The sequence below is a fragment of the Gilvimarinus agarilyticus genome (assembly GCF_000832015.1).
Taxonomy (GTDB): Bacteria; Pseudomonadota; Gammaproteobacteria; order Pseudomonadales; family Cellvibrionaceae; genus Gilvimarinus; species Gilvimarinus agarilyticus.
The window spans coordinates 2,094,068-2,118,912 of sequence record NZ_JXCJ01000001.1 but is presented as its reverse complement, the minus strand read 5'-3'; the positions used below and the strand labels follow the sequence as shown (position 1 = coordinate 2,118,912).

The window sequence follows — 24,845 nt, the reverse complement described above, 5'->3', positions numbered from 1 at the left end:
GGTCAGACGCATCAGACGTCAGACATCGGACTTCAGGCGTACAATCATACCGCCACAATCACCCGTACGGCATCGAGTTTTAAGCTGGCTTGCTCCAGGTGCTTAACTGTATCGTCCAGCTGTTGTTGCAGCTCGTCAATTTCCAGCTGGCGCACATTGGGGTTTACCTTGGCCAGATCTTGCAAACGGGCGATTTCGGCCCCCAGCAACTGCCGGGCGCTGGCCAGGGCGGCATTCACCTGAGTATCACGCTCCGGCGCCATAATCTCTTCGGCGCTGTCGAGCAAGGTGGCGATTTGCGCGCGCGAATGGCGCACCAGCTCTTGCGAGGTTGCGCGTGGCACTTTTTGCACAACTTTGGCCAGTTTATCCGGGCTTAGCACGGCGGCAAAGTTTTTACCGTTTACATCCAGCAAAACGCGCATCACAGCGTCTTGCAGGTAGCGTGTTAACTGCAGGTGCGGCGGCGCCGGGCAATGCAAACAAAACACCGCCTCTACCATAAGCGTGCCGGGCTTCAGCGGTGGCAGTTTTAGCGTGGCCACCGCGGTGTTGCCAAACTCGGTATCCAGTATCAGCTCCATCGCACCGCGCACCAGTGGGTGCTCCCAGGTGGCAAAACTAATGTCGTCGCGCTCTAGCGCTTGCTGGCGATCAAAGGTGATGGTCAGGCCCGATTCGGGCAAGCCCGGAAACGGGTCCACCCGCATATGCTCGCCCGGGTGCAATACCCAGCTGTTTTCGCTATGGCGCTCGTACTCAACGTTAAAGCTGTCCAGCACCCGCATTAAAAATTCCGGCAGCACTTCGCCGTCGTCTTGCTGCTGTAGTTGCTCTACCAGCTGCGCTGCCACAGTGGGGCGGCAGGAGTTTAGCTCCAGTAAGCGGTCGCGCCCGGCTTGCAGCTCGGTATTTAACTGCGTGGCAAACGCGGCGGTTTCATCAACCAACACATTCAAATCATCGCTACCGGTGGCTTCCATGGCTTGCTGCAAGCGCTCGCCATAACGGGCAAACGCTGCATGGCCAATGGCACAGGTGTGGGTAAAGGCATTGATGCCCTCGTGGTACCAGCGGGCGAGTTTCTCTTGTGCGGTTAAACCATCGGGCGCCGTGTACAAAGGCACGTGCAGGTGAATCTCACCCGCCTGACCGATGCGATCCAAACGGCCAATGCGTTGCTCCAGTAAATCCGGGTTAAGGGGCAAATCAAACAGCACTAAATCTTGCGCAAACTGAAAGTTACGCCCCTCACTGCCAATCTCCGAGGCGATGAGTACCTGTGCGCCCTCTTCCATATCGGCAAAATAGGCCGCCGCGCGATCTCGCGCCACTAGGTTCATACTCTCGTGAAACACAGCAGTGGCCATGCCCTGACGCAAGCGCAGGTAAATTTCCAGCTCTTGCGCGGTATCACCGTCGGCGCAAATCACCAATATTTTTTGCCCGCGGCGCGCTTTAATAAACTCTTTTAACCACGGCACCCGTGGGTCACGCAACCACCAGTCACCTTCGCTGGCCCAAAAGTACTCCGGGTGCAGCTGGCTAGACAGGGGCCGCTCGGCCAGTGCTTCGGCATCGGCCTGCTCTAAAGCGATGGGGTGCTCGTGCAAATGCCGCTCGGGAAAGCCCTTAACCGCGTGGCGGGTATTGCGCAGCAGCACCCGACCAGTGCCGTGGCGATCGAGCAATATCGTGACCAGCTCATCGATGGCGGCCGCCAACGATTGCTGCTCGGCGTTTTGTCTTGCCGCCGCCACTGCATCGGCGTCCAGGTACTCCGCCAGGGCGGTCCATAGAGGCTCGGCTAAGCTGCCAGTCGCGTTCGGCTCCTCAGGCCGCAGCGCGAGGATTTGCTCGACCAAGTCGCTCAACGGCTTATAGCTTTGCTGCTCGGAGATAAAGGTTTCAAAGTCGTAATAACGGTCTGGGTCTAACAAACGCAGGCGGGCAAAATGGCTCTCAAGGCCCAGTTGCTCTGGGGTGGCGGTTAAGAGCAATAAGCCTTTGGCACGTTCGGCAAGCTGCTCGATGGCGACGTAGGCATCACTGGCGTGGCTTGGGCTCCAGCTTAAATGGTGCGCCTCATCAACCAGCAGCATATCCCACTCGGCGGCCAGTGCCTGGCTCAAGCGCTGCGGATTGCCGGTTAAAAAATCCAGTGAGCACAGCACCAGTTGGGCCGACTCAAACGGATTTACTTCGTCCTCTTCGAGGCGGTCCAGCAATTGCTCATCGTCTAACTCAAAGTCGAGCACGTCTTCTTCATCTGTGCCCTCCAGTGCCCGGCAGCGCTCTTCATCAAGCAAGGTAAACTGCAAGTTAAAGCGCCGCAGCATCTCTACCAGCCACTGGTGCAGCAGCGCCGGCGGTACAACCACCAGCGCCCGCTGGGTGCGGCCGGTAAGCAGTTGGCGATGCAAAATAAGCCCCGCCTCGATGGTTTTACCCAGGCCCACTTCATCGGCCAGCAGTACCCGCGGCGCAAACCGGCTGGCCACTTGCTCGGCGATATACATTTGGTGGGGCAACAGTGACACTTTAGGCCCGGCCAGGCCAAAAACATCGCTACTTTCTATTTGATGGCGCAGGTTTTGGCTGCGAAAACGCAGGGCAAAATGGTTGCTACGGTCAATTTGCCCCGAGAACAACCGCTCACGCGGCTTACTAAACTGCACAAAACTATCGAGTTCAAATTCCGGAATCGCCAGAATTTCGCCATCGTCGCTCATGGCTTGATACAACAGGCAGCCGCCCTGCTCGATCACTTGCTGCACCACCAGCCACTGGCCCGCCTGATGCTTTACACGCTCGCCCTCGGCGTACCGCACGCGGCTTAACGGCGCCTCTTTAAGTGAATACGTACGGCGTTGTTCGGCGGCGGGAAACCCGATATCCACCGTGCCACCGCTTACTTGTAAGACAACCCCTAAACCCAGTTCGGGCTCGGTATCACTGACGTAGCGCTGACCGACGGTAACTGCTGTTTGCGACACACTGACCTCGATATTGTTAAACGGGCGCGCATAATACTGTGACTGGCCCTATAACGAAACCTTAAACCGGTTACAGCGGGCATGCGAATCCACACTGAATTTGTTAAAATTTGTCTTAGTGTGCTGTAACACCACACTAGTGAGCGGCCACCGCCGGAAAATCCGGCACAAAACAAACCATAGAGCCGCCTTTCGAGCCCCACATGCCAATCCATAGCGAGACCTCTATATGCCTGTAGACTCCCTACGCGACATCATTGCGCGTTGCGATTTTCTTACCCTTACCGATAGCGCCACCCGGTTTCCTGATCGACCAGGCCAGGGCCTGCCATTGCTTGCCATCGACACCCCGAGCTGCCAAGCCACCATCGCGCTAAACGGCGCGCAACTGTTGAGCTTTACCCCCACTGGTGGCGATGAGCTACTGTGGGTGAGCCCCAACTGCGATTTCAGCCAAGGCGCCAGCCTGCGCGGTGGTATTCCGCTGTGCTTACCCTGGTTTGGCCCACACCCCAGCGACAGCAGCCGCCCCAATCACGGTATTGTCCGCACGCAGGCGTGGGATTTACTCGCCGCCACGCTCGACGAGCAAGGCCGCGCGGTACTAACGTTGGGCTTTAGCCATGAAGCCGACGCGGAATTTGAATACGACTTTAACGCCGAGCTGACATTTACTCTGGGCGAGACACCAACCCTTGAGCTGGCTTTGACTAATAATAGCCGATCTGCGTTCAGTGCAAGCTGGGTGATGCACACCTACTTCGCCATCAGTGATATTAGCCGCGTTCAGGTCGAGGGGCTGGACGGGCGCGAGTACGCCGATAAAGTCGCCGGCGGCGAGACCTTTAGTCAATGTGGCCCGGTGAGCTTTAGCGGTGAAGTAGACCGGGTGTATCAAGATATCCAATCACCCGTCACCATCGACGACGGTGACCGCCGCCTGAGCGTCGCGGGCGATCATTGCCCCAGTGTAGTGGTGTGGAACACCGGTGCCGCACTGGCCGCTGAAGTGGGCGATATCGGCCCTGACAACCATACCGGTTACGTCTGTGTCGAGCGCGGCGCCTGCCTTAACGACACCTGGCAAATCAGCGTCGGAGAAACCCGCCGGGCGCGCATGAGCATTACCCCCTGCTAAGGCAACTTAACCCTCGCGGCGGCGATCACCCGATCATCGCCCTATCGGCCGCCATTTACTGGTAAAATGCGCGGCTGACTGTACGGCCAGCGCCCCCGCAGCTGCGGGCGCTGGCACACACCCCCTGATTGACACATTGATTTAGACGCTGAAAGAAAGGTTTTCTGCATGAGTGCTACCGAACGCGACCAACGCATTGCCCAATTAAAACAAGCCTTAACCGAGCGAATTTTAGTGCTCGACGGCGGTATGGGCACCCAAATCCAGAGCTACAAGCTCTCGGAGGCGGATTATCGCGGCACGCGCTTTGCCGACTACCCCAGTGATGTTAAGGGCAACAACGACCTGCTCAACCTCACCCAACCCGAGATGATGAAACAAATTCATCGGGAGTACCTAGAGGCCGGCGCCGATATTATCGAGACCAACACCTTTAACTCGACTCAGGTGTCTATGGCCGATTACGGCATGGAGAGCCTGGCGTACGAATTAAACTTGCAGGGCGCACGCATCGCCCGCGAGGTGGCCGACGAGTTAACCGCCGACAACCCAGCCAAACCCCGCTATGTAACCGGGGTACTGGGCCCTACCTCGCGTACCTGCTCGATCTCACCCGACGTAAACGATCCGGGCGCGCGCAACGTCACCTTCGATCAGTTGGTCGAGAACTATATCGAGGCCACTAAAGCGTTGATTGAAGGCGGCTCGGATTTAATTCTTATCGAAACCATCTTCGACACCCTCAACGCCAAAGCCGCGATTTTTGCCGTGCAAGAGGTGTTTGACGAATTAGGTTTTGAGCTGCCCATTATGATCTCGGGCACCATTACCGATGCCTCGGGCCGTACGCTCTCGGGCCAAACCACCGAGGCGTTTTACAACTCTCTGACCCACGCCAAGCCCATCTCCATCGGCCTTAACTGCGCCCTGGGCGCGGCCGAGTTACGCCAATATGTGCAAGAACTGTCGCGCGTCGCTAACTGCTACGTATCCGCGCACCCCAACGCCGGCCTGCCCAACGAGTTTGGTGAGTACGATCAAGAGCCAGACGAAATGGCCGTGATTGTCGAAGAGTTTGCCAGCGCCGGTTTTTTAAACATCATCGGCGGTTGCTGCGGCACCCGACCCGACCACATTCATGCCATTGCCGAGGCCGTAGCGAAACACCCGCCGCGTCAGATCCCAGACATCGAACCCGCCTGTCGTTTATCCGGCCTTGAGCCCTTTAACATCACCAAAGACTCACTGTTTGTGAATGTCGGTGAACGCTGTAACGTGACCGGCTCGGCGCGCTTTAAACGCCTAATTGTCGAAGAGGATTACGACACCGCGCTGGAAGTGGCGCTAGAGCAAGTCGAGGGCGGCGCCCAGGTCATCGACATTAACATGGACGAAGGCATGCTCGATGCCGAGGCCGCCATCGTCCGTTTTTTAAACCTGATTGCCGGCGAGCCGGACATCTCCCGCGTGCCCATTATGGTGGACTCCTCCAAGTGGGAGGTCATCGAAGCCGGCCTTAAATGTATTCAGGGCAAAGGCATTGTTAACTCCATCAGCATGAAAGAAGGCGAGCAGGAGTTTATCGACAAAGCCCGCCTGTGCATGCGCTACGGCGCCGCCGTGGTAGTAATGGCGTTTGATGAAGACGGCCAGGCCGATACCGCTGCGCGCAAAAAAGAAATTTGCGAGCGCTCCTACCGCTTACTGGTGGATAAAGTCGGCTTCCCGCCCGAAGACATTATTTTTGACCCGAATATCTTTGCCGTGGCCACCGGTATTGAAGAGCACAACAACTACGCGGTGGACTTTATCGAAGCCACCGCCTGGATTCGCGAGAACCTGCCCCACGCCGGCGTCTCTGGCGGTGTGTCCAACGTGTCTTTCTCGTTCCGGGGCAACAATCCGGTGCGCGAGGCGATTCACTCGGTGTTTTTGTACCACGCCATTAAAGTCGGCATGAACATGGGCATCGTTAACGCCAGCCAGCTGGCGGTGTACGACGACCTGCCCGCCGAGCTGCGCGATAAAGTCGAAGATGTAATTTTAAACCGCACCGACGAAGGCACCGAAGCGCTGCTGGATATTGCCGAGAAATACCGCGAAGGCGGCAGCGGCGTCGCCAAAAAAGAAGATTTAGAGTGGCGCGGCTGGGACGTTACAAAACGCATCGAGCATTCGCTGGTTAAAGGCATCTCCACCTTTATTGTCGAAGACACCGAAGAGGCCCGCCAGCAAGCTGAGCGCCCGCTGGATGTGATTGAAGGCCCCTTAATGGACGGCATGAACGTGGTGGGCGATTTGTTCGGCGCCGGTAAAATGTTCTTGCCCCAGGTGGTTAAATCGGCCCGCGTGATGAAGCAATCGGTCGCCTACTTGCAGCCTTACATCGAAGCCGAAAAAGTTGAGGGCGCCCGCCCCAACGGCAAAATTTTAATGGCCACCGTAAAAGGCGACGTCCACGACATTGGTAAAAACATTGTCGGTGTGGTGCTGCAGTGTAATAACTTTGAAGTGGTCGACATGGGCGTTATGGTGCCCGGCGAAAAAATCATCCAAACCGCGATCGAGCAAAACTGCGACATCATCGGCTTGTCGGGGTTAATCACCCCATCGCTGGACGAAATGGTCAGTGTCGCCCGCGAGATGGAGCGCCAGGGTGTCGACAAACCCCTGCTGATTGGCGGTGCCACCACCTCCAAAGCCCACACCGCGGTTAAAATTGACCCGGCGTTTGATTTAAACCAAGTAGTGTACGTAGCCGACGCCTCACGCGCCGTAGGTGTGTGTAGCACCTTATTATCCGACACGGCCCGTGACCCGTTTGTGGCCAAACTCAAAGATGAATACGAGGCCGTACGCGTGCGTAACGCCAACCGCAAACCACGCGGCACCCTGCGCACCTACCCCGACGCCATCGAGCACGGCTTTAAAGCCGACTGGGACAACTACACCCCACCCAAACCCGCTTTTACCGGCGTTAAAGTGTTTGACGACTACCCGCTGACCGATGTACTCGACACCATCGACTGGACACCGTTTTTTATCAGTTGGGATTTGGCCGGTAAGTACCCCAAAATTCTCACCGATGAAGTGGTCGGCGAAGCCGCCACCAATTTGTTTGAAGACGCCCAAGCCATGCTCAAAAGGCTGATTGACGAAAAGCTCTTAACCGCGCGCGCGGTGATTGGCTTTTGGCCCGCCAACACCGTCAACCACGACGACATTGCCGTACACGACGATGACGGCAACGAACTGGCACGCCTGCATCACCTGCGTCAGCAACAGCAAAAGCCCGGCAACAAAAAACCGAACTACTCGTTGGCCGACTTTGTCGCCCCCAAAGAATCCGGCAAGCAAGACTACGTGGGCGGCTTTGCCGTTACCGCTGGCATCGGCGCCGAAGAGTTAGCCCAACAATACAAAGACGCTGGCGACGACTACAACAGCATTATGGTTAAAGCCCTGGCCGACCGCTTAGCCGAAGCCCTGGCCGAACATATGCACAAACGCGTGCGCACCGAGTTTTGGGGCTACGTCCAAGACGAACAGCTGGACAACGACGACCTTATCCGCGAGCGCTACCAAGGCATACGCCCCGCCCCCGGCTACCCCGCCTGCCCCGACCACACCGAGAAAGGCACCCTGTTTAAACTGCTGGACGCCGAAAAGAACACCGGCCTGGAGCTTACCGAACACTACGCCATGTTCCCCACCGCCGCCGTATCCGGCTGGTACTTCTCGCACCCAGAATCCGAGTACTTTGCCATCGGCAAAATCGAGAAAGATCAGGTCGCGTCCATTGCCGAGCGTAAGGGGATGAGTTTGGTGGATATGGAGCGGTGGTTGAGCCCGGTGTTAGGGTATGAACTAGGGAACTAGGTTTGTGGTCGTCATACCGGCCTGGAGCCGGTATCCAGTGGCTTTGTTAGCTACGAAGTGCCTTGGGGGCTATACGGTTGCGTTGGCTGATAAATTCGCGGCATGTGTTGCACAGACCGGTTGAAATCAAGCAAAAAGTGCTTCGTCCGTCCGGCGAATTTGAGGTCGCTCTTGCGCTCTCGACAACTGCTCCTGCGCTGTTCTACCTTTTCACATCCATGTGAGTCACATGCGCCCGCGACATTTGTGCATCCATGCACATCAAATCGCTGACCTCAACACATCCAGTGCTGCGCTCTCTAAGCTGAGCGAAGGCCCCGAAAGAAGTGCGCATACAGGCGTGAGACAGATATCAGCGTGGAGAGTCATTAATTTCAGGTCTGTAGTACCCAATCACAGAACCTAAAGCGACAAGGAAAGTACCGTAAAAATCCATAATTTAACCCCATAACACCACGCTTGAATTACCCATCTAAACCACTATACTGTATATACATACAGCACATCAGTACCCAACCATGACCGATATCGAACAACTACTACGCGAGCGCCGCATTTACCGCGGGGGGCAGCTCAGCCCTCCGGCGGCTGTGCGCTCCAGTGGTTTTGCCGAGTTAGACAGCGCGCTGGGTGGTGGCTTGCCGAGCTCTGGCGTATGCCGCTTACAGTCGGATACCGGTATTGGTGAGCTGCGCCTGCTAGTGCCTTATTTGCGCCACGGCAAGAGCAAGTTGATCGTGCTAATCAACCCACCGGGCAGCCTCTGCGCCGATTTTTGGGTAGGCGCGGGCTTTGCTGGCGAGCAGCTTTACACCATACGTACCGACCCCAAGCATGCTCTGTGGTGCGCCGGGCAATGCCTGCAAAGTGGTTGTTGCCTGTCCGTGCTGCTATGGCAGCCAGACCTTGCCGTAGCCGACGTTAAGCGCCTGCAGCTGGCCTGTGATAAAGGCCAGTGTGCCCTGTGGTTGCTGCAAGGTTACTCGCGCAATGCCCCTTCACTGCCTTTAACCTTAAGCATGAGCCTTGCCCCGGCGTCCAGCGGGCTGGAGGTGACCGTCACCAAACGTAAAGGCGGCTGGCCCACCGGACCTATTTTGCTCGACTGGCGCCAACATTGGCCCGACCTGGTGCTGGAGCCATTGCCCGGCAATGTTCACCCGCTACCGCAGCCGGGGCGGCGTCAGCGAGCCTAGCCATAATATGCTGTGGCTTTACCTTCACTTTCCGGCCCTGCAGCTGGACAGCCTGCCCCCCTCCCCGCAGCCGCTAGCGGTGGTTTGTGAGCAGCGCTTTCATGTGCTGCAGCTCAACTCCCCGGCGCATGAGCAGGGCTTGCGCATCGGCATGGGCATGGCGCTGGCTTGTTCTCTGTGCCGTGATTTGCAAGTAACCCCCTACCGCCCAGAGTTTACGGGCGAGCGTTTGCGCGAGCTGGCGCACAGCCTTTATCCGTTAAGTGCGGACATCAGCGTATTTGAACCCGACGGCTTGCTGCTAAAAGCCAGCACAATGCTGCGTTATTACGCAGGGTTAAGCCCCTACTGGCACGCTATCCAACAGCAACTGCAACAAGAGCGCTTGCACCACTTTGCCGCCACAGGCCTGCGTCCCTTAACCGCGCGGGCAATCGCAAGAAGCGGAATCACCTGTATAACCAATGAGCAACAACCGCTAACCCAACAATGGCAAAGCTTACCGCTCAGCGCGGCTGATTTAGCGCCGCGAGCACAGCATGAATTAGCAAGACTGGGCTTAAAAAACCTAGGGCAACTAACGGCTCTGCCACACTCCGAGTTAGCCGAGCGTATCGACACCGCCAGTTTGCGTTATTTACAACAACTGACCGGCCATCAACCGCACCCGGTAGAGTTTTATATTCCGCCTTCGAACTTTCAACATTACCGCGAGCTCGTGTGTGAAAGTGATACCACGGCGGCGTTGCTGCCAGCGTTAAACTTAACACTGCAGGCGTTGGAGCAATTTTTACGCCGGCGCGATCAGCTAACCGATCAACTGCACCTTACGCTGCACCTGCGCCGTGACCAACTGGTTAACCTGGAGGTTAACGCAGGTATAGGTGAAGACTCGGCGCAATTATGGCAAAGCTTAATTGAGCTTAAGCTGGAGTCCGTCAGCTTGAGTGAGCCCGTGTACGCCTACACATTAAGCGTACATCGCACATTTGCCCGCGAGGCCATAGCCGGTGATTTATTTGGCGAGCACGCCGCTATTACACCGGCACAATTACTGGCGCGTTTACAAGCCAAACTGGGCCAAGATGCCATTACTCAAACCGCGCTAAGCAATGATTTTCGGCCAGGCCATGCACTAGCTGCCGATACCGCAAAGCGCTCTGCCCTTACGCCACATTGGMTCAGGCCCAGCTTATTACACCAAAAACCCAAAGCCACGGCAGAGCCTTTGGTATTGGTGCACGGCCCCGAGCGCATTGTGACCGGCTGGTGGGATCGACAGCCCATGTCGCGCGATTATTTTGTCGCCCGCAACCGGGCAGGACACTGGCTGTGGGTATACCGGTCGCTCAACCCGCCGGATAAAAATTGGTATATCCACGGTTATTTTAGTTAAAACCCACACAGTGATTAAGCTATGCATTACGCCGAATTGTTTTGCCGAAGTAATTACTCCTTTTTAACCGGCGCCTCACATCCAGAGGAGCTGGCGATACGCGCGTGCGAATTAGGCTACCGCGCCTTGGCCATTACCGACGAATGCTCAGTGGCCGGCGTTGTTAAAGCCTATACGGCTATTAAAAATTACAAATTACCGATCAAGTTAATTGTCGGCAGCCTGTTACACATTAATGCTGACATAAAGTTGGTAGCGCTGTGCCCTAACCGTGAAGCCTACGCCGAGCTATGCCGCATTATTACTAACGCGAGGCGCCGCACCCGCAAAAATCACTACGAACTCACCCGCTGGGATATCGCCTCACTCAAACACTGTTTATTAATTTGGTTGCCAAACGGCGACGGCAATCAAAGCGAGCAAGCCCAATGGCTAAAAAAATACCACAACAAGCGATTGTGGGTTGGCATACAACGGCACCTCACTAATAACGAAGAGAGCCGCAACCGGCGACTAGAACAACTGGCCAACAGCCACCAGATTCCACTGGTCGCCTGCGGCGGGGTATTGATGCATCACAGCGAGCGCCTTGCGCTGCAGCACGTCCTGAGCGCCCGCAAGCTCGGCACTAGCGTTAAAGAAGCCGGGCTCGACCTGCTCAGCAATGCCGAGTTCAGCCTACGCCGTATTAACAAGCTACAGCGTTTATTTAACACCCGCTGGCTGCAGCAAAGCTTAGCGATTGCCGAACGCTGCCAATTTGATATGAGTGAGCTGAAATACGAATACCCATCCGAGGTTATACCTCGCGGGCTAACTGCCATGGACTATTTACGCCAGCGCGTAGCCGAGGGCTGCCAAAAACGCTTTAAAGACGGTGTGCCCGAGCACATTGCCGCCACTATTAAAAAAGAGCTAACACTGATTGAACAGATGGATTACGCCCACTTTTTTTTAACCATTGATGATATTGCGCGCTTTGCCCGTGAACAGCATATTTTGTATCAGGGGCGTGGTTCATCGGCTAATTCCGTGGTGTGCTACTGCCTGGAGATTACCGCCGTAGACCCACGCCATATCAACGTGCTGTTTGAGCGTTTTATCTCCAAAGAGCGCAACGAGCCACCCGATATTGATGTGGATTTTGAGCACGAAAGGCGCGAAGAAGTTATTCAGTATATTTATCAAAAATACGGCCGTGAACGCGCTGCACTGGCCGCCACAGTAATTGGCTATCGCTTCAAAAGCGCTCTACGTGATGTGGGCAAAGCTCTGGGTTTTAACGACACCCAACTAGACTTTTACATTAAAAACATCAACCGACGCGATACCGGCCACCCCTGGCAAGAGCAAATTACCGAACTGGGCATCGATGCCGAATCTCATACTGCACAGCAGCTTATTCAACTCACCGAAACTTTAATAGGGTTCCCTCGCCACCTATCACAACACGTAGGCGGCTTTGTCATCTCCAGCGGCCCTTTATACGAGCTGGTGCCCGTAGAAAACGCAGCCATGGCTGAGCGTACAGTGATCCAATGGGATAAAGACGATTTAGAAAGCTTAGGGCTGTTAAAAGTCGATGTGCTTGCTCTTGGTATGCTAAGCGCTATTCGTAAAACACTAAACCTGATTGAGCAGCACCATCAAAAGCGCTATGAGCTATACCACATTACCCGCAGTATGGATGATCAAGCGGTGTACGCGGATTTGCAAAAAGCCGATTCGGTGGGTGTATTTCAGGTAGAGTCGCGTGCGCAAATGTCTATGCTGCCACGCTTAAAGCCGGCCAGCTACTATGACCTGGTAATTCAAATTGCCATTGTGCGGCCCGGCCCCATTCAAGGCGGTATGGTGCACCCCTACTTAAAACGTCGCCATGGCGAACAGGCGGTAAGCTACCCATCGGAAGATGTTCGCTCGATTCTGGAACGCACCTTGGGTGTGCCTATTTTTCAGGAGCAAGTCATTCAACTGGCGATGGTGGCGGCCGGGTTCAGCGGTGGCGAGGCCGACCAATTACGTCGCGCCATGGCCAGCTGGAAAAAAACCGGCCAACTAATGCGGTTTAAAAACAAACTCATTAACGGCATGCGAGAACGTGGTTACACAAAAGATTTTGCCGAGCAGCTTTTTGCCCAAATTTGCGGCTTTGGCGAGTACGGCTTTCCCGAGTCACACTCGGCCAGTTTCGCCCTGCTCGCTTACGCCTCGGCGTGGTTAAAACACTACTACCCTCAAGCCTTTTACTGCGCGCTATTAAACAGTTTGCCCATGGGGTTTTACTCGCCCTCCCAACTGATTCAAGACGCGGTGCGCCACGGCCATACCGTGCTGCCCGTATGTGTTAATCAATCCATTTATGACCACACGCTGGAGCCATACTCCGGCAGCTGGGCCATACGCTTGGGCTTACGACAAATAAAAGGCCTGGCGCCCCAGGCGGCCGAGGTACTTATTCATAAACGCGGTACAGGTTTTACCAGCCTGCAAGCCCTTAAAACCTGCGGGCTTAACAGCCAAACGTTACAAGCGCTTGCCAGCGCCGATGCTTTAGCCACGCTGGCCGGCAACCGCTACCAAAGCCGCTGGGAGCTAATGCAGCGCACACCGGAAACCGCTAAACCCTTACAACAAACGTTACAGTCTACCGCACCACTGAGCATTAACCAGCCATCAAAGGTACAACTGCCCGCGCCCAGCGCGCAAGAAAACATGCTTGAGGATTACGTTAACCTTGGGCTAAGTTTGCAGCACCACCCGGTATCGCTACTACTGGCCGAGCAGCGTCTGCCGCCCTTTACGTTTGCCTGCGATTTAATACATAAACGGCATCAATCACCGGTTAGCATCACCGGCGTGGTCACTGGCCGGCAGAGTCCCGGTACCGCATCGGGCGTAACCTTTGTAACGCTAGAAGATCATACCGGCAACATTAACGTTGTGGTGTGGTCCGCTACCGCGCGGGCACAAAAGGGGCCGTTTCTGGCTGCCAAGCTGCTACGCATTAAAGGTATATTAGAAAGAGAAGGGGAAGTGATTCATGTTATTGCCGGTAAACTGGAAAGCCTGGATCACCTGCTCGATGGCCTGGCCTTGTCATCGCGCGACTTTCATTAGCTGGAAAAATCAGGCCGCTTAAAGCCCAGCAAAAGCACTCTTGTCTATTAAGTGCTACAAGCCGGCCCTGCGATAAACACGCAGGAGCCGGCCACTAGCGCTAGCAGGCCATTGTTAACACCGCCGCGGCAACGTAGGTAGTTTTCGCCACCCGCTACGGTTAGTCAGCCGATTGCCCCAACCCCTGATAGGTTTTCTCCAGCTTTTTAAGCTGCTTCTTACCTACCTCGCCCCAAATATTAATCGCCTGACGCAGTCTTGCGCGGCTCATATCCGGGCCTAACAGAGTCATCGAGTCCATCACCGAAAAAGACGCCGTGGTGCCGGCGATGGCGATAAAGATAGGGGCCAAAAAGTCTTTGAGCTTGATATCCATTTGCCCGGCCAGCTCTTTAAGCGCGTTAAAAATTTCATCGCGCTCCCACACACGCAGCGCCTCTAAGCGCCACAGAGCAAATTGCAGCAGTTGCTTTTGCTCGTCCATAGGTAGGCGGTTTTCGGCAAAGTGCGCTTCGGTCAGCGGCAACTGGCCCGAGGCTAAAAACGCCACCAAAGGCATAAAGTCGCCCAGAGTTTCCATACGCGACTGGGCGTGTGGCAGCACTTTTAATAGGTTATCGCGGTTAAGTGCCCACTCGCTCAGACGGTCGGCCAATTGCTCGGTGTTTAGGTCTTCACGTATCCAAAGGCCATTGAGCCAGCTGAGTTTTTCCACATCAAAGATAGGCCCACCCAAACTGACGCGGGTAATGTCAAAGTTGGCCTGCATATCAGCCAGGGTAAATTTCTCGCGCTCGTCAGGCATAGACCAGCCCATGCGGCCTAAGTAATTAAGCACCGCCTCTGGCAGGTAGCCGGCGCGCTGGTAGTACAGAATACTGGTGGGGTTTTTGCGCTTGCTGAGCTTGGATTTGTCCGGGTTGCGCAGCAGCGGCAGGTGGCACAATACCGGCGCTTCCCAGCCAAAGTATTCGTACAGCTTTAGGTGTTTGGGGGCAGAGTTGATCCACTCTTCGCCGCGAATCACGTGGGTGATGCCCATCAGGTGATCGTCTACCACGTTCGCCAGATGGTAAGTGGGCATGCCGTCGGCTTTTAGCAGCACTTGCATATCCACTTGCGACCATTCGATCTCGATGTTGCCGCGCAGCATGTCATCGATAACACACACGCCCTCTTCCGGCAGTTTCATACGCACCACGTAGGGTTCGCCGGCGGCGAGCTTGGCTTGCACCTCAGCCTCGCTAAGTTTTAAGCCACGGCCGTCATACTTAGGCGTCTCGCCACGGGCTTGTTGCTCGCGGCGCATTTCATCCAGCTCTTCGCTGGTGGCAAAGCAGTAAAAGGCGTGACCTTTTTCAATCAACTCATCGGCGTATTGTTTGTAAATACCCATGCGCTCGCTCTGGCGGTAGGGGCCATGCTCGCCGCCAACATCCGGCCCTTCGTCCCAGTCGATGCCTAACCAGCGCAGGCTGTCGAGAATCGCTTGCTCGGATTCTGGCGTGCTGCGGGTTTGGTCGGTATCTTCAATGCGCAAAATAAACTGGCCGCCGTGCTGGCGGGCAAAGCATTGGTTAAACAGCGCAATATAAGCGGTGCCAACGTGGGGGTCGCCGGTGGGCGACGGAGCAATACGAGTGCGAACGGTCATAAGTGTCTCTTGTATCAGTTCTGAATTTGGGTAAGTGCTTGCCACAATTGGTCGCCGGTAATGGCGGCCAGTGTGCGTGGGCGGTTGTCCACAAAATCCGTTGTTGCGCTGGCGTCCGGGTGACGGCATAAACGCTTACCGCACTGCTCACACAAGTAGCCAGGCGCAACAATGTGGCTCGAGCGCGGGCCGGTGGCACCAATCAGCGCAGGGTCCGTCGGGCCATACGCGGTTACCGTAGGCACATTAAGCGCGGCGGCAATGTGGGCCAGGCCAGTATCATTACACACGGCCCCTTGGCTTGTGTGTAAAAGCCCGGCAAGTTCGGTCAGGCTCATACGCTCGAGTACTTTAGCATTGGCGTGGTCGCGCGCAATAGCCTCGGCGGTTTCGCGCTCGGTGGGCGAGCCCCACGGGAGCAACACCTCTAAACCCGCCGCTGCAGCGTGTTTAATCAAGCCCTGCCAGCTTGTATTGGGCAGGCACTTAGTGGGCCAGCTGGCGTTGGTTACGGCTACTATATACGGCTTATGGGTAACGGTTTGCGCGGGCCAGGCTTTGTCCTGCAAACCAAACTCGGGCGCGGTTTGAGGGCGCGGGTACCCGAGCCCAGCGGCAAATAAATCTCGCCAGCGATCCACTGCCAGAATATCTTGCGCCACTTTAAAACGGCGCTGGTAAAACAGATGGGCGCCCTTCTCGCGCACCGAGTCGGCATCGGGCCCCGCGCGTAAACCGCGTGCCATACGGGCCACCGTAGCGCTTTTAAAGCTCGTTTGCGCATCCAGCACTAAATCGTACTCGCGTTCGCGCAACTTACGCCAGTAGGCCTTTAACTCGCCCGACTGCCAAGCGGTTTTGACGCTGCGCTTCCAGCGCCGGTGGGCGGATACGATGGTGCGTTCGATCGCCGGGTGCCACGTAGGCACCTCGGCAAAGGCTTCATCCACTGCCCAATCAAACCGGATACCGGGAATGGCACGCACCGCATCGCTGATAGCGGGCAGCGTTTGCACCAGGTCACCCATAGAGCTCAATTTAACAATTAATACCCGCATATCCGTCCAGCCACTGAAAAACTGCGCGCATTGTACCTTAACAGGCCGTTAACTGGCGCCCCATCGTGAGAAGGGATAAAAACTTCACCAAAATATTAGAATAGTCTAATTTAGCTATTGCTATTTTAGGCTTATCTAATATTATGATAGCAAGGAGGGATAAACATGAGCCAACCCATGACACCTGAACAGCTAAAAGCCAACGCCAGTCAGGCGGCGGGTTTTTTAAAAATGCTGGCCAATCAAAAGCGCCTGATGATTTTGTGTGCCCTGATTAACGGCGAGATGAGCGTCGGCGATCTGAATGCTCAGGTGCCGCTGTCGCAGTCTGCCCTGTCGCAACACTTGGCCGCCCTACGCGAGGCCGAGCTGGTCGCCACTCGGCGGGATTCACAAAAGATTTTCTACCGCCTAAACGGCGATGCCGCCGTGCGGATTATTGAAGTATTACAGAGCATTTATTGCCCCTAACATTGGAGAGCTTTCTATGACTATTGAGCGTCACTCTGCGCAACAAGCCGCCGAGCAACACCACCAGTGCTGCGTTATTGATATACGTACGGCGGCGGAAGTGAAAGCTTGCCATCTACCCGGCAGCATTCACATTCCGGTTAACGAAATCACCCCCGAGCGAGTGCGCGGCGCCTTACACGATGCGGGCAAAACGGGTCAGCCGGTTTATCTCTTGTGCCAAAGTGGTAAGCGCGCCGATATGGCCGCCAATACGCTCAACGGGCAGCTCGACGAACCATTGATTATTATCGAGGGCGGTGTAAACGCCTTAACAGAAACCAGTGCAACGTTAGTCAACGGGACTAAAACGGCAATTTCGCTCGAGTGCCAAGTGCGCATTGCCGCAGGTGGTTTAGTCGTCACGGGGGTACTGACTGGATTTTTTATACACCCAGCGTTTTTTGCTTTATCGGGCTTTGTCGGTACCGGTTTAATGTTTGCCGGAATCACCGACACCTGCGCCATGGGAATGTTAATTGCGCGCATGCCCTGGAACCGATAAAACGGTAGCTCAGGAGCGTACCCAAAGACTTTGCCAAAATCTTGCAAAATAACCGGCAAGCGTTATTTCGTACAGGCGAATCAGGCTTGTGGGGAAGTTTGAACGAAGAACGGCTTACGGATAACGGGGGACGAAGTGTCATCGCTCCCCATCACCCGTTCTCCGCTCTCCGTTCTCCGTTCTCCGTTCTCCGTTCTCCGTCAATCATTTACCGAATAATACGCCTCCAGCGCCCCGGTGACATACACCAAAGGCGCATTCCAGTTAATAGTGATCTCATTGGTAGAGTAACTGCACCAGTGATCAATGTATGACTCGGCCGGTAAATCCGAAGGATAGTCACAATCGTCTTGCTGACCGCTGTGGGGGCCGCCGGCTAAAAACCCGGGCACTGGCGCAACGACATCATCGGCTACCGATGGACGGTGGTGAATATGCATGGGCGGCCGCGCACCAAAGCCGGTGACAAAACTATATTCGGTGGGGTTGCGGCCCAACACGTAATCCAGCAGCGCTTGCGCCGCTGCCATGTAGTTTTGCTCGCCGGTTATACGATAGGCCTGCACCAGCATCATGGCGCGGTTCATGGCCACGCCATTGCTGCCCCAGACAAAATCGGGCCGGGTCATCGATACCCCGTAGGCCGACTCATTACCGGCGGCCACAATCGTATCGGCCAAATCCGTTACGCGTTTCTGGATCAGCGCTGTGTCGGCGGCAGCGGTTAAGCTATCGGCGTGCGTGGCGAGCGACATCCACGCCAAACCCAACGATTGCGACCAGCTGGGAACCTGGTTGCCAATTGCATCGGCTTTAATCGCCTGATAGTAGGCATCGTTACCGGTGGTAATGTAGAGTTCGGCAGCAGCCCAGGCAAACTCATCCGAGAACTCGCTATCGCCATAGGCACCCGTACTGACATCATCGGGTTGCGTATAAGCCATATTGGGATGCTGCCCGGCCCACTGCCAGGCGCGCTCGGCGGCCGTTAGCATCTCGCTTGCGCGGGCAGCGTCATAAGGTTCAAGCACCCGACTGGCCGTCGCCATGACCGCGGCAAAATTTAATGTCGCCGCCGTGCCCTTTTGCACCACGTAACGCGGCTCGTGAGTATCGGCCGGCATTACCTTGCCGACAAAATTTTTGGTGGTTAACTTGTGGTAGACACCGCCATCGGCCGGATCTTGCATGGTTAACATCCAATCCACATTCCACAGGGTTTCATCCAACAGGTCGGGCACGTTGTCGCCGCTTTCGGGAATGTTTAGCTCGCGCTGGGCGTATAGCTCGGGGTAATGCTCCAGCGCCGCGAGCAAGGTGTACGTCGATATACCCGAATTAACAATGTACTTGCCGTAATCACCCGCATCGTACCAACCTTTGGGCGAGCTAATCACACTCTCGGCCGGGCGCGCCGCGCTTGCCGCCGAGGGGTGAATCCGCACCTCGGTATCCGGGTGGCCACTGGCACGGGCCCAATCGCCGGCGTATTGCGGCTCGAGCGCGGTACTGGCGCGATTAAAGTAATAGGCTTTAATCACGGCTTTATTTAGTTCGCGATAAGGCTCCTCGGACACGATGAACGTGTCCGAGTCGGCAAGGCCCGGCACACGCACCACGTATTCACCCGGCACATTAAGCTCACTAAAATCAGCCTGGGCGACGCGGCCGGCAGCGTAGGGCCATTGCTGATAAGCGCCTATTTCACCACTCGCCACCTCGGCTCCGGTGGCCACGTTAATCACGCCGAAGCTTGAGGCATCAACTGGTGGGATAAGCGCCACTTTGGGCCCTGCCACGGCAAAACCCACCTGATTTAACAAAATACGATCGCTGGCGTTTACCGCGCTAGACGAGCTACTGGCATCGGGCGCCGAGCTTACCTGTGATGACTCACTGCTATTGATGGCTTGATCAGAGGCGTTATTGCTGCCGCACGCGGCAAGCGCTAAACAAGCGCAGCAGGCAACCGCCAGGGCATGGGGGCTAAAGGTCTTCATGGGCTCTTCCTCGTTATATTGTTGTTTTCCGCCACCGAGTGTAGCGCGAAGTAAGGGCCAGACTATATTAGGGTTCGCAAAGAATGGTTAAACCGGAGTACGGGGGATGGGGTACGAGGAACGGGAAATGGCGCACGGAAAATAACAGTAGCCTACACACTCGTGCCCCGTTTTCCGTCAACCGTCCCCCGTAAAAACTATAATCCCAACGTTTTTTTCACAAACGGGATCGTCAGTTTACGCTGCTCGGCCAACGAGGCGTGATCGAGCCGGTGCAGGTAACAAAACAGCTGGTTCATATCGCGCGGTACCCGCTGCACGATATAGCTGGCTACCTCTTCGTTTAGCTCCATACCGCGCTCGCGGGCACGGCGCATTAACGCCTGCTGTTTGTCGGTATCGTCCAGCGGCTGCACTTTAAGGATAACGCCCCACTGCAAGCGCGAGCGCAAATCCGCCAACTGAATATTTAGCTCACGGGGGTTTTGCGGCGCCGCCACCAACAATAAGCGGCCGGCATCGCGCAAAGCGTTGTACAGGTTAAACAGGGCGCGCTCCCAGGCCGGGTTGCCAGCGACGGCTTCCAAACCGTCCAGGCACACCATGTCTAACTCCTCTAGCCCATCCAACAATGCCTCGGGGGCAAAGCCGGTTAGCTCACGCAGGGGCAAGTACTGCACCGCCATACGGCGCGCCTCGGCGTTGTGGCAACTGGCTTGCAACAAGTGGGTTAAGCCCACACCGCTGGCGCCCCACAAATACAAAAAGTGTTCACCCGCACCCTCTACTTGCTCGCGCAAGGCGCGAATCACCTGCTCGTTGCTCGAGCCCTCGGGGGCGTAAAAGTTATCGAAGGTGGCGTCGTCTTTTAAGCTGACGCCTAATGACAGCTGCTGCGGAGTTGACATTAAGCGACCTCAACGAGCCAATCGGTACTGCAACGGGGCGCTTTCTGTGCCCGGTACCAGATACCGATTGCTAGGCAAGCTGACGCTCTCGGAGGCGGGAATCAACACGCCGCCTAAAGCCAAGGTGTTTTGCAGCCGGGCTATATCGCCCTCGGTAAACAACCGTAAAATTAACCCATCCGTGCTTAAGCTTGCCAGCTGCGTGCGGCGCACCAGCGCCAACTGCGCCAGGTAATGCTCAATTTTTTTATAGTCGGCAAAGCTCTCGACATTATTAACTTGCAGCACCACATTGGCATCGCCCGCCTCGCTGGGGCTAATGGCGTAACGGTCGGCAAAGAAATCGGCGACGGTGTTTACCACAGCCGGCAGCACCGACTCGAGCGACTCGCCCTCGGCATCAAAACTTGGGGTGCCATCGGCATGCATTAGCTGCCAGTCAGCGCGCCAGCGCTGCCCCGATAACTCAGAGGCACGCACCACCACAATAGCGTCAGCCCGGTAACGTTCCGAGGCCTCTCGAATTTGCCGTTCATCCATTTGCCACAGGGCGTCCGCTGGCATAACCAGATGATCTTCCAAATCAAACAGGGGCACCATTAACGGCAAGCCGCGCTCGTCGGCGTGCTCACGTAAAACGGTTAATGTGGGTAAATCACTTGCCACGTCACGCCCGGCGGGGGTATTGGTTACCAACCACACCAGTACCGTGGGGCGGTTGGCGGGCCAAAACGCGAGGCTGGCATCGCGCAGTAGCTGCTCGATGAGTGGTGGCGAGAACTTAAGCTGCAAACGTGAGGCAGGCACTAGGCTGCCGTCGATCGCCTCTAGAGTTTTGTCAGTCGAGGCATAACTGTATTCGTAGACGTAATCTTGCGCGCGCACCAAAGCTTGGCGCACCTCGGGGTTATCGGCCACCGAGGTCGAGCCCGACACCCGGACCAGAGTATCCGCCAGAGCCTGCTTTGCCGCCGCGGCGCGCTGCGCCTCGGACTGCGACTTGACCAGCGCATCAGCACTATAGAGGTCGACCACTTGATCGGCGCTAGCGACGCCGGACAGTATCAGGGTGCAGATAAATAATAGGTATCGAATAATCAGCGTCTCGTCTCCCAGCTGCCGAACTCTGACAATAAAAGCCCGCGCATTGTAACAGGCAATGCTGCGCTTTTCTTGTAATAGCGCGCAGTAAGTGGCGATAATCTTAGGGATTAAATTGCCCGCACAGGCGAAATATCGCCGCCCTTACCTGCAATTACAGGCTATTAACTGCTAGAATGTGCGCCTTTCAGACCCGGCGCCCCACCCATTGACGCCCTCCGGTAGTCGAGGCCGGCGCACAGCACGAGAGACCCTAGGCCGCTATGAGCGAGAAAAACCCGCAATCGTTAAGTTATAAAGACGCTGGTGTCGATATCGATGCCGGTAATGCGTTGGTAGAACGTATTAAAGGCGTTGCCAAACGCACCCGTCGCCCAGAAGTCATGGCCGGCCTTGGCGGCTTTGGCGCACTGTGCGAGCTGCCCGAAGGCTACCGCCAGCCGGTACTGGTATCGGGCACCGACGGTGTGGGAACCAAGCTGCGTCTGGCGATGGATTTGGGCAAGCATGACACCATTGGTATCGACTTAGTCGGCATGTGCGTTAACGACCTGATTGTCGCCGGAGCCGAGCCGCTGTTTTTTCTCGACTACTATGCCACCGGCAAACTCAATGTGGATGTTGCCTCTGACGTAGTTACCGGCATAGGGGCCGGCTGCGAGCTTGCCGGTTGTGCGCTGGTGGGTGGCGAAACCGCCGAGATGCCGGGCATGTACGAAGGCGAAGATTACGACTTGGCCGGCTTTTGCGTAGGCGTGGTAGAGAAGTCCGAGATCATCGATGGCAGCAACGTCAGTGCCGGTGATGCTCTAATTGGTATTACCTCAAGCGGCCCTCACTCTAACGGTTACTCGTTGATTCGCAAAATCATCGAAGTCTCAGGCGCCGACTTACAGCAAGATTGCGGTGACCAGAGCTTAGCCGATGCGCTGATGGCTCCGACCCGCATTTACGTTAAACCACTGCTCGAGCTGATTAAAACCCTGCCGGTATACGCGTTATCGCACATTACCGGTGGCGGCCTGCTAGAGAACATCCCCCGGGTACTGCCAGATAACGCCAAGGCGGTAATCGACACCACCGCCTGGGAGCTGCCAGCCGTATTTAAATGGCTACAAGCGGCCGGTAACGTTGACTCGCGCGAAATGTACCGCACCTTTAACTGCGGCATTGGGATGATCATCGCGGTGCCCGCCGAGCGCGCCGACGAGGCCATTGCCCAACTACAAGCCGCCGGCGAGCAAGCGCTGCTGGTGGGTCACATCGCCGACGCGGCGGCGGGCGAAGAGCAAGTACAGCTGGACGGCTTACACTGAGCATGACGAGCCCTAAAACACGCGTAGCGGTGCTTATTTCAGGCAGCGGCAGCAACCTGCAGGCATTAATTGATGGCCAGCAAAGCGGCGAGCTGCCCATTGATATCGTCGCCGTCATCAGCAACCGTCCGGACGTACGCGGCCTGGAGCGCGCGCGCGATGCCGGCATTGACGCTATTACCCTCGATCACAAAGAGTACGACAGCCGCGAGGCATTTGATCAGGCGCTCACTGAGCAGCTCGACACACTGCAACCGCAGCTGGTTGTGTTAGCGGGCTTTATGCGCATCTTAACCCCGGCATTTACCAACCACTTTGCCGGGCGGATGCTCAATATTCACCCCTCGCTACTGCCCAAATACCAGGGGCTGCACACCCACCAGCGGGCGCTGGAGGCAGGCGATACCGAGCACGGCGTAACAGTGCACTTTGTAACGGCCGAGCTCGACGGTGGCCCGGCGGCCATTCAGGCCGTGGTGCCCGTGGCAGCCAGTGACGATGCCGCAAGCCTTGCCGCACGAGTGCAACAACAAGAGCATATTATCTACCCCATGGCCGTGCGCTGGTTTTGTGAAGGTCGTCTGGTCATGAACGAGAATCGGGTACTGCTTGACGGTGAACCTTTGCCGCCCGGCGGTTACCAAGTAAGGAACTTACAACCGCAAGCATAGGGATTTATGACTCGACTTAAACGCTTGACCTTAGGGTTACTAACAGGCGCGACACTGACCGCGGGCTTATGGTTACCAGCAGCCAATGCTGCCGACGAGGCAACACCACCCGAGCAGTTTCGCAACATTTATAAATCATCGGTGTACGGCATGACCGTCACTGTCACCCACGAGCTAACGCCGCTGGATGACAACCGCCACAAATTACGCTTTTTTGCCGACTCGCTGGTGGCAAGCATCGAAGAAACCAGCACCTTTAGCTCACCCGAGGGCGAGCTACTGCAACCAGAGCTTTACACCTACGATCGCTCGGGGCTGGGCCGCGATCGTAAAGCGCGCATCACCTTCGACTGGGATACGCGCAAGGTAATCAACGACATCAATGACAACCCCTGGAAGATGGATGTCCCCGTGGGGACGCAGGACAAAGTCAGTTTTCAGATCCAGCTGCAGCGCGACCTGATCGCCGGCAAAACCGAAAATCTGGCGTACAACATTGCCGACGGCGGCAAAACCAAGCGTTACGAGTTTGCCATTGTCGGCAACGAGCGCTTGAAGACCCCGCTGGGGGAAGTCGATACGGTGAAAATTAAGCGCACCCGCAAAGACAGCGACCGGGTCACCTATGCCTGGATGGCCCCTAAGTACGATTATTTGCTGGTACGTATGCAGCAGGAAGAAGACGGCGACGTTTACACCATCAACATCGACGAGGCCGAGGTCGACAACAAAAAGATCTCGACATTTAATTAAGGCGCTCTGCGAGGCAGATGAAACGCCACAGTTCACTCACTAAAAAGCAAAGGCTATTTTTATGAATATCTCTGACAACTGCGTTGCCAGCTTCCATTACACCCTTACCGACAAGGAAGGCAAGGTACTGGATTCGTCTGACGGCCGCGAGCCGCTGGCGTACCTGCACGGCGCCGGTAACATTATCCCCGGCCTGGAAAAAGAACTGGTTGGCAAGCAAGTTGGCGACAAGCTGCAAGTGGCGGTACCTGCCGCTGAAGCTTACGGCGAGCGCAACGATGCGATGATGCAAGAGTTGCCATCAAACATGTTCACCGGTGTCGACAAAGTAGAAGAAGGCATGGAGTTTCACGCGCAAACCGAAAACGGTATGCAGGTAGTAACCATTGCCGCCGTTAACGGCGACATGGTCACCGTTGATGCCAACCACCCGTTGGCCGGTGTTGACCTGAACTTTGATGTTGAGATCACCGACATCCGCGAAGCGACCGAGGAAGAAAAAACCCACGGTCACGCCCACGGTGCTGGCGGCCACGAGCACTAAGACCACAGCCTGACGCGCGCCCGCGCGTCAGGCACCCCACCTCTTCGGCGCAAATAACGCCGGCTTTCACGCTTTTACCCACCTGTAGCATTACTTTATG

The 24,845-nt window shown here is 56.0% G+C and carries 17 protein-coding genes; 11 read left to right on the top strand and 6 right to left on the bottom strand.

Features of this window, described 5'->3' with window-relative positions:
- Positions 1-44: 44 nt before the first annotated feature.
- Positions 45-2,996 (bottom strand): RNA polymerase-associated protein RapA, encoded by a 2,952-nt coding sequence (rapA, locus tag SD69_RS08990; RefSeq protein ID WP_041522953.1) that lies wholly within the window; start codon positions 2,994-2,996, stop codon positions 45-47.
- A gap of 229 nt (positions 2,997-3,225) precedes the next feature.
- On the opposite strand from rapA, the gene SD69_RS08985 reads away from it, so the two are divergent.
- From SD69_RS08985 to SD69_RS08965, 5 genes are all read left to right on the top strand, one after another.
- Positions 3,226-4,134, top strand: coding sequence for a D-hexose-6-phosphate mutarotase (locus SD69_RS08985; RefSeq protein ID WP_041522952.1), 909 nt, complete (start codon positions 3,226-3,228; stop codon positions 4,132-4,134).
- A 168-nt stretch (positions 4,135-4,302) separates the two neighbouring features.
- Complete coding sequence (metH, locus tag SD69_RS08980; RefSeq protein ID WP_041522951.1) at positions 4,303-8,013, top strand: methionine synthase; 3,711 nt, start codon at positions 4,303-4,305, stop codon at positions 8,011-8,013.
- A 518-nt stretch (positions 8,014-8,531) separates the two neighbouring features.
- A complete protein-coding gene (gene imuA / locus SD69_RS08975; RefSeq protein ID WP_041522950.1) occupies positions 8,532-9,209 on the top strand; it encodes a translesion DNA synthesis-associated protein ImuA in 678 nt (225 codons plus the stop codon).
- On the top strand, positions 9,166-10,605 hold the full coding sequence (locus tag SD69_RS08970; RefSeq protein WP_052481018.1) for a Y-family DNA polymerase: 1,440 nt from the start codon (positions 9,166-9,168) through the stop codon (positions 10,603-10,605). The genes imuA and SD69_RS08970 overlap by 44 nt, the downstream gene beginning before the upstream one ends.
- Positions 10,606-10,626: 21 nt before the next feature.
- Positions 10,627-13,725, top strand: coding sequence for an error-prone DNA polymerase (locus tag SD69_RS08965; RefSeq protein WP_041522949.1), 3,099 nt, complete (start codon positions 10,627-10,629; stop codon positions 13,723-13,725).
- Positions 13,726-13,885: 160 nt separating this feature from the next.
- Here SD69_RS08965 and gltX read toward each other — a convergent pair whose 3' ends face one another.
- Complete coding sequence (gene gltX / locus SD69_RS08960) at positions 13,886-15,379, bottom strand: glutamate--tRNA ligase (RefSeq protein ID WP_041522948.1); 1,494 nt, start codon at positions 15,377-15,379, stop codon at positions 13,886-13,888.
- A gap of 14 nt (positions 15,380-15,393) precedes the next feature.
- Entirely contained in the window at positions 15,394-16,437 is a 1,044-nt protein-coding gene (waaC, locus tag SD69_RS08955; protein WP_041522947.1) for a lipopolysaccharide heptosyltransferase I, read from the bottom strand.
- A 165-nt stretch (positions 16,438-16,602) separates the two neighbouring features.
- On the opposite strand from waaC, the gene SD69_RS08950 reads away from it, so the two are divergent.
- Together SD69_RS08950 and SD69_RS08945 are read left to right on the top strand one after the other, a co-directional pair.
- A complete protein-coding gene (locus SD69_RS08950; protein ID WP_041522946.1) occupies positions 16,603-16,908 on the top strand; it encodes an ArsR/SmtB family transcription factor in 306 nt (101 codons plus the stop codon).
- A gap of 16 nt (positions 16,909-16,924) precedes the next feature.
- Positions 16,925-17,452 (top strand): rhodanese-like domain-containing protein, encoded by a 528-nt coding sequence (locus SD69_RS08945; RefSeq protein WP_084591526.1) that lies wholly within the window; start codon positions 16,925-16,927, stop codon positions 17,450-17,452.
- A 200-nt stretch (positions 17,453-17,652) separates the two neighbouring features.
- On the opposite strand, the gene SD69_RS08940 is transcribed toward SD69_RS08945, so the two are convergent.
- From SD69_RS08940 to SD69_RS08930, 3 genes are all read right to left on the bottom strand, one after another.
- Positions 17,653-19,452, bottom strand: a complete 1,800-nt coding sequence (locus SD69_RS08940; protein ID WP_041522945.1) for a glycoside hydrolase family 9 protein — start codon at positions 19,450-19,452, stop codon at positions 17,653-17,655.
- 197 nt (positions 19,453-19,649) lie between these two features.
- On the bottom strand, positions 19,650-20,360 hold the full coding sequence (hda, locus tag SD69_RS08935) for a DnaA regulatory inactivator Hda (protein ID WP_041522944.1): 711 nt from the start codon (positions 20,358-20,360) through the stop codon (positions 19,650-19,652).
- Between the two features lie 9 nt (positions 20,361-20,369).
- Positions 20,370-21,395, bottom strand: coding sequence for a DUF2066 domain-containing protein (locus tag SD69_RS08930; RefSeq protein ID WP_041522943.1), 1,026 nt, complete (start codon positions 21,393-21,395; stop codon positions 20,370-20,372).
- A gap of 329 nt (positions 21,396-21,724) precedes the next feature.
- Here SD69_RS08930 and purM point away from each other — a divergent pair, with 329 nt between their 5' ends.
- The 4 genes from purM to SD69_RS08910 all read left to right on the top strand — a co-directional run bounded on the left by purM (position 21,725) and on the right by SD69_RS08910 (position 24,745).
- Entirely contained in the window at positions 21,725-22,777 is a 1,053-nt protein-coding gene (purM, locus tag SD69_RS08925) for a phosphoribosylformylglycinamidine cyclo-ligase (RefSeq protein WP_041522942.1), read from the top strand.
- 2 nt (positions 22,778-22,779) lie between these two features.
- A complete protein-coding gene (gene purN, locus SD69_RS08920) occupies positions 22,780-23,448 on the top strand; it encodes a phosphoribosylglycinamide formyltransferase (protein ID WP_041522941.1) in 669 nt (222 codons plus the stop codon).
- A gap of 6 nt (positions 23,449-23,454) precedes the next feature.
- Entirely contained in the window at positions 23,455-24,201 is a 747-nt protein-coding gene (locus SD69_RS08915) for a DUF3108 domain-containing protein (RefSeq protein ID WP_041522940.1), read from the top strand.
- Positions 24,202-24,262: 61 nt separating this feature from the next.
- Positions 24,263-24,745, top strand: a complete 483-nt coding sequence (locus tag SD69_RS08910) for an FKBP-type peptidyl-prolyl cis-trans isomerase (RefSeq protein WP_041522939.1) — start codon at positions 24,263-24,265, stop codon at positions 24,743-24,745.
- The last annotated feature ends 100 nt before the right edge of the window (positions 24,746-24,845 follow it).